This is a genomic window from Sulfuriroseicoccus oceanibius, from assembly GCF_010681825.2.
Classification (GTDB): domain Bacteria; phylum Verrucomicrobiota; class Verrucomicrobiia; order Verrucomicrobiales; family SLCJ01; genus Sulfuriroseicoccus; species Sulfuriroseicoccus oceanibius.
On sequence record NZ_CP066776.1, the window covers coordinates 2,054,377 to 2,066,557 of the forward strand.

Annotated in this window: 11 protein-coding genes; 8 read left to right on the forward strand and 3 right to left on the reverse strand. The window is 59.4% G+C overall.

Annotated features, from left to right (window positions below):
• Window positions 1-59: 59 nt before the first annotated feature.
• Window positions 60-2,012: an ATP-binding cassette domain-containing protein gene (locus G3M56_RS08290; protein ID WP_164361963.1), complete on the reverse strand. Its 1,953-nt coding sequence runs from the start codon at window positions 2,010-2,012 to the stop codon at window positions 60-62.
• Between the two features lie 355 nt (window positions 2,013-2,367).
• Here G3M56_RS08290 and G3M56_RS08295 point away from each other — a divergent pair, with 355 nt between their 5' ends.
• From G3M56_RS08295 to G3M56_RS08310, 4 genes are all read left to right on the forward strand, one after another.
• Entirely contained in the window at window positions 2,368-4,068 is a 1,701-nt protein-coding gene (locus tag G3M56_RS08295; RefSeq protein WP_164361965.1) for a hypothetical protein, read from the forward strand.
• A gap of 408 nt (window positions 4,069-4,476) precedes the next feature.
• Window positions 4,477-4,845 (forward strand): hypothetical protein, encoded by a 369-nt coding sequence (locus tag G3M56_RS08300; RefSeq protein WP_164361967.1) that lies wholly within the window; start codon window positions 4,477-4,479, stop codon window positions 4,843-4,845.
• A gap of 22 nt (window positions 4,846-4,867) precedes the next feature.
• Window positions 4,868-5,257 (forward strand): zinc-ribbon domain containing protein, encoded by a 390-nt coding sequence (locus G3M56_RS08305; RefSeq protein ID WP_164361969.1) that lies wholly within the window; start codon window positions 4,868-4,870, stop codon window positions 5,255-5,257.
• Window positions 5,258-5,359: 102 nt separating this feature from the next.
• Complete coding sequence (locus tag G3M56_RS08310) at window positions 5,360-5,536, forward strand: hypothetical protein (RefSeq protein ID WP_164361971.1); 177 nt, start codon at window positions 5,360-5,362, stop codon at window positions 5,534-5,536.
• Window positions 5,537-6,060: 524 nt separating this feature from the next.
• Here G3M56_RS08310 and G3M56_RS08315 read toward each other — a convergent pair.
• Both G3M56_RS08315 and G3M56_RS08320 read right to left on the reverse strand, forming a co-directional pair.
• The gene (locus tag G3M56_RS08315) at window positions 6,061-6,468 is read right to left on the reverse strand and encodes a PPC domain-containing DNA-binding protein (RefSeq protein ID WP_164361973.1); all 408 of its coding nucleotides are present in this window, start codon (window positions 6,466-6,468) and stop codon (window positions 6,061-6,063) included.
• Window positions 6,469-6,479: 11 nt separating this feature from the next.
• A complete protein-coding gene (locus tag G3M56_RS08320) occupies window positions 6,480-8,042 on the reverse strand; it encodes a S10 family peptidase (protein WP_164361975.1) in 1,563 nt (520 codons plus the stop codon).
• 57 nt (window positions 8,043-8,099) lie between these two features.
• Between G3M56_RS08320 and G3M56_RS08325 the strand changes: the two genes are divergently transcribed.
• The 4 genes from G3M56_RS08325 (at window position 8,100) to G3M56_RS08340 (ending at window position 12,133) form a co-directional block, all read left to right on the forward strand.
• On the forward strand, window positions 8,100-8,534 hold the full coding sequence (locus G3M56_RS08325; protein WP_164361976.1) for a YlbF/YmcA family competence regulator: 435 nt from the start codon (window positions 8,100-8,102) through the stop codon (window positions 8,532-8,534).
• Window positions 8,535-8,760: 226 nt separating this feature from the next.
• Entirely contained in the window at window positions 8,761-9,432 is a 672-nt protein-coding gene (locus G3M56_RS08330; protein WP_164361978.1) for a TetR/AcrR family transcriptional regulator, read from the forward strand.
• 54 nt (window positions 9,433-9,486) lie between these two features.
• Window positions 9,487-10,923 carry an efflux transporter outer membrane subunit gene (locus G3M56_RS08335; RefSeq protein ID WP_164361980.1) on the forward strand — a complete coding sequence of 479 codons (1,437 nt, stop codon included), beginning with the start codon at window positions 9,487-9,489 and terminating at the stop codon, window positions 10,921-10,923.
• 46 nt (window positions 10,924-10,969) lie between these two features.
• On the forward strand, window positions 10,970-12,133 hold the full coding sequence (locus tag G3M56_RS08340) for an efflux RND transporter periplasmic adaptor subunit (protein WP_164361982.1): 1,164 nt from the start codon (window positions 10,970-10,972) through the stop codon (window positions 12,131-12,133).
• Window positions 12,134-12,181: the final 48 nt, after the last annotated feature.

Here is a 12,181-nt window from a genome sequence, read left to right on the forward strand (position 1 = left end):
GAATATAGAGATTGAAGGGATCGGAGCGATCGATGGATCGGGGGAAGTCGTGCGAAGGGTTAATGCTGCCACAGGTTCTTACGCAACCCCAAAATCCCCATGGTCAAACCGGCGGCAATGTGGATGCCAAGGAAAATGAGGCACAATGTGTGCGGCGAGAGCTCGGTCTCCGACACGGTTTGCACTGCCTGACGGTAGCCGTCATTGAGGGACATCACGGATCCCGACCAGCTCCAGTAGGCGGAAATGAACGGACGCACCAGAGGCTCAAGGAAGCCCGGCAGGGCAAGGATGGCGCCCGAGAGCGGCAACTGGAAGCCCACCAGGTAGATGCTCAGCAGGTTGGCCTGGTCCGCGGACTTCATCATCGATGAAATGCCCAGGCAGACGGCGGTCATCGCGCCATTGACCATTAGCAACATCAACAAGTGCGACAAGAAGTTGCCCGGAATCGGCCAAAAGTATTCTACAAATACTCCCATCCAGGTCGACTGCGCGACGACAAGCAGTGTGAGGAAGACGAGCTTTGATGCGAGATAGCTGAATGGACGCAGCCCGCCGAGCTTTTCTTTTTCGAAAATGTCCCGTTCTCCGGCTACTTCGCGGGCGGAGTTGTTGGCCCCCATCAGACTGAGCAGCACGACTTGGAACATGATCAAGCCTGAGACAAAGCTGCCGGATTGGAGGCTGCTTTCGCGCACCTCGATTTCGGCCTGCATTTGCTCAAATCCAGTGGCCGCGGTGGACTCGCCGTACTTCTTGATCGGCTCGACGCCCTCAATCGTGAAGAGCGCTACCAGCAACGGGAAGCCGATGAGGATCGCCGCGTGCAGGATGAGTGTCGTGCGGTCGCGGAAGAAGATCTTGAAGCGCCGCGTCAGAACCAGCAGGAACTGGGCGAGAATGCCGGGCAGTTTGGCAATCTTCTCCGACTCTTCGTCGCTTTCGGGGGCTTCATCCAAGCAGGTCAGAGCTTGGGTGTCGGACAAGGCTGCCTCGGTGTCGGATTCTTCGGACGGGGCGGATTCCTGCTTTTCCTGCGCGAGTTCTTGAGTGTCGGGTTTCTCGGCACCTTCGTCTGTGGCTGTTGGCTTTTGGTCAGTGGCCTCAAGCGCGGTGGTGTCGTCGCCTTCTTCGAGAAGGGGGGCTGTATCGGTCTGTTCGCCGCTGGCTTCGAGGTGATCGGTGTCGAGCGCAGGGGACAACGGCAGCGGCAGGTCGAGTTTGTCGTAGTAGAACCGTCGGTGCTTTTTCCACGATGCGTGCCATTGGGCCGGCTCGCGTTTGGCCAGCGCGGGGTAGACGTCTTCCGCGTGATCGACGCTGAAGTAATGGGGCATCGCCGATGGTGGGCCGTGGTAGGCCAGGCATCCGGCGTAAAGCACGATGATGGAATCGTAGAGCTGCAGGTTGGCCAGGCTGTGGGTCACGCTAATGACCGTACGGTTTTGCTCGTGGGCCAGATCGGCGAGCCGGTGGACAATTTCGTCCTCGGAGCGAGGGTCGAGCCCCGAGGTGACTTCGTCCGCGAGAAGCAATGGCGGGTTGGCGACCAACTCCATCGCCAGTCCCAGTCTGCGCTTTTGGCCGCCGGAAAGCACCGAGACACGGCGGTCCGCGATGTCGGTCATGCCGGTTTGTTCGAGAGCTCGGTCGATGATCTCGTCGCGTGCATCGCGTCCCCACGCCCGAACGCGCAGGCGGCTGGCGCATTCGATGCTTTCTTCCACGGTCAGCTGGTCGTAGGCGATCGAGAACTGGGGAACATAGCCGAACTCGTTGGGCATCAGGTCGCCGTGCTCGAACGAATTGCGGCCCATCCAGTGGATTTCGCCTGCTGATTCAATGTTGAGTCCGGCGATTGTCTTGAGCAGCGTCGTCTTGCCGCAGCCTGAGGGACCGACGATGGCGGTGAAGTGCCCGCGTGGCAGGTTGAGGCAGATGTCGTGGACGAGATCGATGAGGTCGCCATCTTTTTCGATGGTGAACGAAAGGTTGCGGAGCTCGAGCATAGGGGGATGGGCGGACGGAATGAAATGAATGTGAGACTTGTTGACCAGTGATGGGTTCTGTCCTTGGCTAACGTGGGCAGATTGTGGTCTGCTCAGCGCGCCAAGTTTGTAGTGGCCTGTCCACAAACGCACGAGTGGACTGGTTTCCCTCGCAAATTTGAAGACGAAAATCGAAAAATCACCGATGAGCGAACCAATCCGACGGCCTGCGACTTCTGCCTCAACCCGAAAACGAGCGAATCGTCGCGGGAAATCTTCACAATCTTCCCGCCGACCGAGAAAGTCCGGAGTGGATACGGTGGACCCAACGCAGGCCCGTGGGGGGCGGCGGCGGCGCAGAGACCGTGGCTTGAGCATGCGCCAGTGGCTATGGCTCGGCCTGACGGTGCTCTTCCTGCTTTTGGTCGGTGGGTCAGTGATTGGTTATGTCGCTGTACGCAAGTACCTGCACAGTGACGACTTCCGCCACTTGGTGGAGGGGCAATTGGCCACCGTGCTGAAGGCGGAGAGTGTGGAGATGGACGCGTTCGCTTGGTCCGGGTTGTCGATGACCAGTGACGGTATGTTGGCCGACGGGGGGAGTGCCGGAAAGTTTGACGGGATCGAACTGAAGACATTGGAAACGGAAGTGACGCTCGACGGCTTGGACCGTGGGGTGTGGGAAATTCCCCAGGTGACCGTCGCATATGCCAAACTCGATTTGATGCCACCAACAGCTTCCTCGCCAAGTGACGTCGTGGCTGCCGGAGATCCACCTACAGTGGCGCAAGACGGCATGGCTGCCACAGAACCTGGCAAGCCCGGTTGGCTGGAGTCACGGGTTCCGCGCAAGGTGGAAGTCGGGCGCGTGCAGGTGCGCGATGGCAATGTGCGCTTTCCTCTGGGAGCCGGCCGCGAGGCGCGCGTGCTCGGCGCCGCACTCGATGCCACCCGTTTGCCGGATGGCGAGGGCTATAAGGTCGAGCTCCAGGGCGGGCGGGTTTCGTTTCTTCCGTTTTTCGGCCAATCCGGGAACGCCGGGGCGATGGCGGTCGATCGGGGTGCCATCGAGATGCGGGGCAAGAACTTTGCCGTTCAGCAGATTATGTTGAGCGGCATCGGCCACACGGCACGAGCCACGGTCGATGGACAAGTTGCTCTGGACGACGGTGTGAGCGAGATGCGGATCGATACCACGGTGAACGACCTTCCGGTTGCCGAGTTGCTTGGAGTCAAATGGGCGGATCGATTGGTCGGGCGGTTCAATGGAGAGATTGTGACTGAAAAACGACCGGGCGATAGTGCGGTGATGACCCATGGTCGCGTCTGGTTGAAAGAGGCGCGGCTCAACACACCAAGCGATCAGGAAAATCAGGGAGTCATCGCCCAGGTCGATCGACTGGCGGCTGCTACTGGGCTGTCGGATTTGTTTGGCGGTGTCGTGCCTATGTTGGGGGCTTACACGGAAAGCCGTGAGCGCTTTAGTAGTATCTTCTTTAACAAAGCTGAGTTTCGTTTTGTGCGGCGTGGCGAGGATTTGCAATTGCGTGAAATCGAACTGCGCAGCAATCGGTTCATCGCAGTGGAAGGCGATGTGAACATCTACGGAGAGACGATTGATGGACTGCTTGATGTCGGCGTGGATCCGTCGGTACTGACAAAAATCCCAGGAGCCGAGACCAAGGTGTTTACCCGAAGCGAAGGTGGCATGCGTTGGACCCGTGTGCGCCTGAGCGGCACGCTGAACGAGCCGAAAGAAGATCTGACAGATCGACTGATCGCAGCAGCAGGCGCGCGCGTGCTGGAAATCATTCCCGAATCCGGGCAGGCCGTGATCAAAGGCACCCGACGCGTGATCGAGGATGTGACACCCCAGGTGCTTGAGTCCGGTGCCGGATTGTTGCGCGAAGGTGCCGGGCTTTTGGAAGAAGGGCAGTCCTCGTTGTTCCAATTCCTCGATCGCGAGGAAAAGCGCCCCGAGCCTGAAGAGGAGGCTGAAGAGCAAGACTCCTCCGGTGACACCCCATTCGGCAAAGAGAAACCAGGCCGTGGATCGCTGCTGCCATTTCGATTGTAGAGGCTGGGTGTGTTAATTTTTAGGTTGTTACGTTTTAGGGAGAGTTGTCGCTGCGCTCCTTTGGTTTGGTTGCCGGGTACAATCCGGCGGTCCGCTGCGCTCCGTGTGGTGGATGTCGACAGGAATGTCGACCGCCCAGCGGTCGGCGGTATGCGGAGACGGTGGAGATGGGCGCGAATATCACGAAAAGCCACGACCTCTTGTGCGGGATGCTTTCGGTCTCCTATAAACAAAAACAAACATCTGCGGAAATCGGCGTTATCTGCGGTTTCTTAAAACGGACCTAGGTTGATCGTGTTTCATGGGGGGAGAGTCGTTGCTGCGATTTGGAAGGTTGATTTGGTCGGTGGGTTTTGTCATCCCTTTGGTTAGTGACGGCGTATGTGAGAGCGACGGATTCGATTGATTATGAGAGTTTTTTCAATGTTAGTGGCATTTCTGGCGGCGCTGGTGGGGGCGTGGTGTGTGACGATGGTGTCGCGGTTTCGGGGGATCTACGGTGAGATGTTTGCGGATGGGGCGGATGTGTTGCCAGCTGCGACGGTTTGGCTTATGGGGACGAATGGATGGGTGCCTGGTGGGGTGTTTTTGTTTTGTACGTTGGCGTTAGTGGTTTTGTTGATTGGGAAGCGGGACCAGCTGGCGGTCGTGGTGTCGCTCTTGACGCTTTTGGTAATGCTTGCCACTGCGGTGGTCTTGCCTGCATTGTTGTTGGAACCGATGGGCGAGATCATGGCGGGATTGGAGGTGTCGCCGGTGACGCCGAAGAAATTGTAGCAATTTGACGGGATAGTTAGAGATGGCGAGTGCACGTAAGAAGCGGGAGAAGGCCGAGCGTAGGGAGGAGAAGCGTCGGCGTGAGGTAGAGGGGCTGTTGCGCGAGGGGAAATTACTTCCTGTGGATGATCGCAAGGTGGTGTCCCGCAGTGTGCTGCCGCGGATCCCCGAGTATTATCGGGACGTGGAGTTTGTGTGTCGCGATTGTGGCAAAGACGAGGTGTGGACGGCCCGGCGTCAGAAAGTCTATTACGAGGAGCTGGGCGGGGAGATCGAAGGACGGCCGGTTCGATGTGCGCTGTGTCGGAAGCTAGAACGTGAGCGCAAGGCGGAAGTCACCCGGTCTATGCGCGAGGGGATGCGGCAAATGAGGGGCGAAGCGGGCGGCGATGGCGTTGGCGGGACGCTGTGATTTGGGATGCTCCCGCTGATTAGTACAGAAGTGCCGCAGTGCTGGGATTTGTGATTTTCATTGGTTGATGACGCGCTATGGTGCGGCGTGAAAAATCGACAAATGCTAGGTTTAGCCGCAGGCGGGGCTGCGATTGTGCTGATGGTGGCCGGCTGCCGAACGGTGGATGAGAAGTATTCGATCAACGGTGAGCGGCACCGCGAGGGGAAGACGCGGACGTCGTGGATGGACGAGTATTGGGCGGAGGACCGTAGTGCCGGGTATGGCGGTGGTCGTTGATTTTGCGGTTGGCGAATTTTGGTGTGGCGGCGCGTGACGTGCGGCCGGCGGGTACGCGTTGAGGTTTGGTCAAACCGTCCGCTTGGCCAGGTTGGGTTCGGGGGCGTTTCCCAGGGTGAGGTCGCCGGAGGCTCTCTTCACCCTGGGCTGGTTTGCCATTCCCCTGCGGGGAAGAGAGGCGCTGTGAGTCGGGCGCTCGTCGATGTGGCTGTCTCAATCGGTGTCGAGCACGAGAAGGTTGTGCTGCACTTGTGCCGTGCGGCCGGCGGGCGGGCGATGGGGTCTGGCCAAATCGCCCGCTTGGCCGGTTTGGTTCCGGGGGCGTTTCCCAGGGTGAGGTCGCCGGAGGCTCCCTTCACCCTGGGCTGGTTTGCATATCCCCTTCGGGGAACAGAGGTTTGTTGTTAGAGGGGGGGGGCTCGGTCCTGCAGCCCGTATCGTCGATCGCTATCGCTATCTCTATCTCTATCTCTATCGCCATAGGTATCGCTATCGATTCCTGCCTGCTTCGGGAGGAGGGGCTGTTAGTCAGCAGGGTCGATAATCAGTTCGCGGAAGCCGGTTGATTCGTCGAGTTGGCGGCGGAACCTTGTTCCGGCGACTTCGATGATGACGATCTCGGCGGTGGTGTGAACGAGTGATTCGTTGAGCAGGTGGCCGCCGATGGTTTTGCCGTCGCCGTCGGCCATGGTGATGTGTGCGTGGCAGCCGTCGTTGGAGAGTGTGCCGGAGAGGGCGAGGATCTCCATCTTTTGCTCAAAGCAGGTGCCGGTTTTGCGTCCTGCGAGGCGGATGCTGGTGCGTTGGAGTGAGCCGACGCAGGTGAGGATGGCAGCGGCGGCGATATTGCGTTCGCGGGTGAACGAATCGAGAGCTTTGTAGAGGTCGTCGCCTGGGTTGAGTCTGAGAGCGTGCAGTGGTGACGTGTTCATGATGGAGTCGGTTACGGCTGGGCGAGGGATTCGGTGACGAATTTGCGCAACGATTTGCCGAGTTTTTCCAACGCTTGTGGGTTGGAGTACATCATGTGTCCGCCTTCGTAGAGGGCGTGGGTGATGGTTGAGTCGTTCGGGGCGCGGAGCCGACGCAGTGAGTGTTCGATGCCTTCGTATGGGGTGGCGAGGTCATAATTGCCGGCGGCGACGAAGATGCGCATTTTCGGGTTGGTCTGGAGGGTCGAGTTGAGTGAGTCGATCACCTCGGTGAAGCGGTTTTCGTAGGGGGCGTAGCTCCACGGGTGAACTTTTGAGGTGAGCGTGCGGTAGTGCTGGTGGTCATTCGGCTCGAAGCCGAGGGTGACGGTGAGGTACTGGTGGATGAGTGTGGAGTAGGCGTCGCTGAGCACATCGAACGAGGGGTCGCCGGAGGCGTAGGGGCTGATCGGATCCGGTGACGGTGCGGTGACCCTGCCGTCGAAGCGGCCGATCTGCTGGCGCTTTTCGCGGAGAAGAAGGCCGCGGAAGACCGATGGATCGATGCGCAGGTCGGCGCGATCGATCCAGTCGACAGGGAGACCGGTGAAGCGAGCTAGTTCGGCAGTGATGTGTTGGCGGGTGGCTGGATCGATGGATCGTCCGGCATGCAGCGCCTGAACGTACTCGGATTCGGCGAATCGGCGGGCCTGTTCGACGAGGGTTTCCGGGTTTTCAGGTTTGAGCACACCGTGGTAGATGGCAGTGCGGGCGTAGGTGGGGAGGAAGGTGGCGTATGGCAGGTCGTTGGTAGCAGTGGAGCGCAGCGTTTGGAAGTCGAGCAGGCCGGAAACCAGGATCAGTCCGTTGGTACGCAGGCCGTACTCATTGCTGAGTTTTCCGGCCAGAGCGCTGACGCGGATGACGCCGTAGCTTTCGCCGAGGAGGAAGATGGGGCGGTTCCAGAGTTTGTGGTGGGCGATGAAGCGGCGGATGAAGGCGGCGTTGCCCGAGATGTCTTGTCTAAACCCGTGGAAACCTGCAGCGGATTTTTTGTCGGTTCCACGGCTGAAGCCGGTGGAGACTGGGTCGACGAAGACGAGGTCGGCGGTGCGCAGGAGGGTGTGTGGGTTGGCGACTAGTTCAAATGGCGCAGCGGACGTGCCGGTGCCGAGGTCGGGTGTGTTGGCTCGGAATGGGCCGATGCCTCCGAGGTGGAGCCAGACTGATGACGCGCCGGGGCCGCCATTGAAGCAAAAGACGAGTGGACGGGCGGCGTTGTCCTCTGTCTTGGCGTGGTAGTAGGTGTGGAAGATACGTGCGAGCTCCTTTCCGGTGTCGTCGGTCATGGGCATCATCGCAGACTCGACCGTGTAGCTGAGTGGTGGCGAGCCGGCTGCGAGTTGGATGGTGTTCTGGGATGTGGCTCGTTGTTCGATTTCTGCGGCAACTGGAGTGATTTCGTCAATTTTGGCAGAGTCCTTTTCCGCAGGGCGGGTGGGGGCATCGGCAGGACGAGCAGAATCCGCTTCTTGTGCCGTGGCAAATGGGGAAAGACAGAGTGAGAAACCCAGGATGAGGAGAGATCGGAGCATGGTATGGAAATTCTGAGGTGAGCTTGCGTTGTCGGAGAACCGTGGTTAACTACGGGCATGAATACAACGACGGATTCCCCCGCTATCATCTCGAAAATCAAAGAGCTTTGCCGTGAGCTGGTCAACGACGACGCCGTGCAGAAGCACAGCTCGCAGATCGACGCGTTCCTCGGTAACGACGAAGCCAAGGCTGCTTACGAAGAAGTGAGCGCACTCGGTGGTCAGCTTCAGGCGCTTCAGCAGAGCGGTCAGGAGCTCAAGGAAGAAGAGATCAAGTCCTTCGAGGAGAAGCGCGAGGCGTTGTTCCAGAACGAGGTCGTGACCGCGTTCCTTGAGAGCCAGAAGGCATTGCAGGACATCCACGCTACCGTTGGCACCTGGGTTGGCAAGACCCTCGAGCTCGGTGAAGTTCCATCCGAAGCTGACATCGCTGAAGCACAGGGCGGTGGTTGCTGCGGTGGCAACGACGGTGGTGGCTGCGGCTGCGCCTAACGAACTCTGACCGGAGCCTTGGCATCCGGTAGATACAATTTCAGCGGCACCTCGTGACGGGAGACTCTCGTCCGGGGTGCCGTTTTTTTGTGCGCGGATCGGAGGTGCGTGGGCGCTTTTGGGGCGCATAGGAGGACAATTTGTGTCCTCTTTTCTAAAACAGAGTTTATTTTTGTTGAACAAACGTTTTAATAGGGTTCGTTGAAAGGAACCTGACTATCAAGATATGAGCCCGACCGCCCCATCTGAAAGCCCTGATGCACGTAACCGCATTCTGCAAGTTGCCGAGGAAGCCTTTGCCGCTCACGGATTCGACCGTCCGTCGCTGCGTGACATCACTTCGAAGGCGAAGGTGAATCTGGCATCGGTGAGTTATTACTTTGGTTCGCGCGATGGTTTGGTGGACGCGGTGATTCTGCGTGCGATCCGCCGCTGGAACGAGCGCCGGGTGGAGTTGTTGGAAGACGCTGAAAAGGCAGCCGAGAAGGAGCAGCGCAAATTGACGTTGCACGAGATTGTTGCGGCGTTGGTTGATCCGTTGTTGGAGACTGGTAATGATCGGGAGCCGAGTACGGAGTTTCTGGGGAGTGTGTTGAGTCGTTCGTTTGGTAGTGGGGACCGGGATTTTCCGGCTGAGATGCGTCCGGCGTACGACGAAGTGTCCGAGCGGTTTGCCAAGGCGCTGGGTGAGACGGTGCCGCATCTGGCGGAGCGCGAGATTTTCTGGCGTGTGTTTTTTGGCATTGGCGGTTTGTTTCGAATTTTCTCTCACGGTCAGTTGTTCACCGATGCGTTCGGTGATCGCAGTGGTGGGATGGAGAAAGATCTGGTACGCAGGCAGTTGATCGCGTTCATTGTCGGGGGGATGCAGGCCCCAAGCGTTGAAGCTCAAGATTGAGGCAAGGCGGTGTGAGCGGCACCGGAATCCACGACCCAGCGATCCGAGGAGGCAATGAACGTACGTTTGTATAATAGCAATGCACTGCGGGTGATCGCGCTGGTGGTGGCAGGTTGGAGTCTCACCGGCTGTGTGGGGACGGCTCCGGATTCGCGGATGGACGAAGTGGCCGTCGATGTGCCCAAGGCGTGGAGTGAGTCGCGTGAGGCGCAGCGCGGGGTGGATCAAGATTGGATCGCCCGGTTCGGGGACAAGCAGCTTCAGGCGCTGGTCAAAGATGCGGAGAGAGCCAACCCCGACCTACGAGCGGCTGCGGCACGTGTGATGGTGGCTGAGAAGCAGGCGGTAGCCGCGGGAGCGGGACGTCGGCCCTTGGCTAACTTGACTGTGGATGGCAACCGGGCGAAGCGGAACTTTATTGGCTTTCCAATTGGTGGCCCGGGGGCAGGAGTGGCGACTCAGACAAGCAATGTGTTTGGATTGTCATTTGATGTGCAGTGGGAATTGGATGTGTGGGGGCGGATCCGCGCCGGAGAGAGTGCGGCCGTAGCGCGCGCTGAAGCGGCGGCGGCGGATTACCAGGCGGCGCGTGTGTCGTTGGCGGCGCAGGTGGCCAAGACGTATTTCGGGATTTTGGAGGCGCGGATGCAAGTGCGTACGTCGCGCGAGGCGCTGGAGATATTGAAAGACACCGAGGAGGTGGTGCGCCAGCGGTTCCGCTCGGGTCAGGGGGATCCGGGCAACGTGGGCGGGCAGTTGCGCCTGGCGATGTCTGATGTGGAGGCTGCGAAGGCGGATCTAGCGGAGAGCGAGCAGCGGTTGGAAGTGCTGTCGCGCCAGCTTGAGTCGTTGTTGGGGAACTATCCGAACAAGCGGGTGCTGGGAGACCGGGATCTGCCCGAGTTGAAAGCCGTGCCCCCAGCAGGTTTGCCGTCGGAGTTGTTGCAGCGGCGGCCGGATGTGTTGGCGGCCGAGCGACGGTTTGCGGCATCGGGGAAGTCGGTGAGCGAGGCGAAGCGCGCCATTTTCCCACAGATCCGGCTGACAGGTGCAGGCGGAACCTCGACGGATGTTTTGAATCAGTTGCTCAACAGCGACTTTGGCGTGTGGAACCTGGCGGGGGGGATTGTTCAGCCGATTTTGGCCGGTGGGCAGATCCGTGCGGCGTACGACGAACGTTTGGCTCGCGAGCAGGAGGCGTTGGCCGGGTTGCAGCGGACGGTGCTGGATGCCTTTTTGGAGGTGGAGAATGCGCTGGCTAACGAGCGCTGGTTGAGGCGACGGGAAGAGGCGACGACGCGTGCCTTTGAGTTGGCTTACGAGGCTGATCAGGAAGCGCGGCGTGCGTTTCGTGACGGGGTCGGAAGTATTTTGGCTGTGTTTGAGAGTCAGCGTCGGATGATCGGCGAACGACGGAGGCAGACAGCCGTGCGGTTGTTACGACTGCAGAACCGGATCGACCTGCATTTGGCGCTGGGCGGGGATTACTAACTGGTTCTGTAAAATCATATATTCACATTATCAGGCGGAGAAATTTATGAATAGGAATGCGAAGTACGCTTTGATTGCGGTCTTGATTCTAGGTTTGGGTTTTGGGGGCTCAGAGTTGCTGGTATTACTCAAGCGGGAGCCGAAAAAAGAGGAAGCGGCCGAGCACAAGCGGTCGGTGGTGGTTCAGGTAGCGAAGCCGGAGATGGTGAAGTTGTCGGTTCCTAGCCAGGGAATGGTGCAGCCTGTGACGCGGACGCGTTTGACCTCCGAGGTGGCGGGGCGCGTGATTGAAGTTTCGCCGAAGTTGAAAGCGGGCGTGGAGGTGACTGAGGGGGAGGTTTTGATGGTGGTGGATCCGATCAATTACCAATCGGCGTTGGCTCAGGCGAAGGCTGCCTTGGCGGATGCTCGGATGGCATTGGTCAACGAGGAAGCGCGTGCCGAACAGTCTCTGCGCGATTGGGAGCGGTTGGGGGAAGGGGGCGAGCCCAATCCGTTGGTTCTGCGCCAGCCTCAACTTGCGAGCGCCGAGGCGCGTGTGGCCTCAGCGGCGGCGGCAGTCGATAAGGCGGAGGCGGATCTTGAGCGGACACGCGTGGTGGCTCCATACGACGGGGTGATTGAGGCGCGGATGGTGGATGTCGGTGCATTTGTGACGATGGGCACGCCGATTGCGGATTTGTATGCCTCTGGAACGTTTGAGGTACGGTTGCCGTTGTCGGTTAGGGAGGCGCGCTTTGTGGCGCCGATTGGGAAGGGTAAGCCTGTGATGGCAGCGTTGCGTCCGGCACGTGCGGAGGGCGCGGCGGAATGGCAGGCAGAGGTGGTGCGCACCGAAGGGCAGGTGGATCCGGTGACGCGCTCGATTTTTCTGGTAGCGGAGATTTCCGGATCGCAGGCGTCGGCAGAGGGTGTGCGGGTTTTGCCTAATTTGTTTGTTTCTGCGGAGATCGAAGGGCGGGAGTTTACCAATGTGTTTCGCGTGCCGCGGCGGTCGATCTACGGTGACAACGAGGTGCTGTTGGTGAATAGCGACGGTCAGCTTGAGTTGCGCGAGGTGAATGTGCTGTGGGAGGATCCGATGGATGTGGTGGTGGATAGTGGGCTGCAGGCCGGCGAGCAAATTTGTGTGACGACGTTTAGTGACGTGATTGAAGGGACACCGGTGCGGGTGGTTGCAGATTCCCCGGCCGCTGTAGATGCCGAGTAACAACCGCTGACCGGCACCTCGGTGCGATCGGCATAGAACCCAAGCAGA

Excerpts from the sequence above, each read along its gene's own strand:
- G3M56_RS08340 (WP_164361982.1), top strand. The coding sequence starts at position 10,970 with ATGAATAGGAATGCGAAGTACGCTTTGATTGCGGTCTTGATTCTAGGT.
- G3M56_RS08335 (WP_164361980.1), top strand. The coding sequence starts at position 9,487 with ATGAACGTACGTTTGTATAATAGCAATGCACTGCGGGTGATCGCGCTG.
- G3M56_RS08300 (WP_164361967.1), top strand. The coding sequence starts at position 4,477 with ATGAGAGTTTTTTCAATGTTAGTGGCATTTCTGGCGGCGCTGGTGGGG.
- G3M56_RS08320 (WP_164361975.1), bottom strand. The coding sequence starts at position 8,042 with ATGCTCCGATCTCTCCTCATCCTGGGTTTCTCACTCTGTCTTTCCCCA.
- G3M56_RS08325 (WP_164361976.1), top strand. The coding sequence starts at position 8,100 with ATGAATACAACGACGGATTCCCCCGCTATCATCTCGAAAATCAAAGAG.
- G3M56_RS08305 (WP_164361969.1), top strand. The coding sequence starts at position 4,868 with ATGGCGAGTGCACGTAAGAAGCGGGAGAAGGCCGAGCGTAGGGAGGAG.
- G3M56_RS08295 (WP_164361965.1), top strand. The coding sequence starts at position 2,368 with ATGCGCCAGTGGCTATGGCTCGGCCTGACGGTGCTCTTCCTGCTTTTG.
- G3M56_RS08330 (WP_164361978.1), top strand. The coding sequence starts at position 8,761 with ATGAGCCCGACCGCCCCATCTGAAAGCCCTGATGCACGTAACCGCATT.
- G3M56_RS08290 (WP_164361963.1), bottom strand. The coding sequence starts at position 2,012 with ATGCTCGAGCTCCGCAACCTTTCGTTCACCATCGAAAAAGATGGCGAC.
- G3M56_RS08310 (WP_164361971.1), top strand. The coding sequence starts at position 5,360 with ATGCTAGGTTTAGCCGCAGGCGGGGCTGCGATTGTGCTGATGGTGGCC.
- G3M56_RS08315 (WP_164361973.1), bottom strand. The coding sequence starts at position 6,468 with ATGAACACGTCACCACTGCACGCTCTCAGACTCAACCCAGGCGACGAC.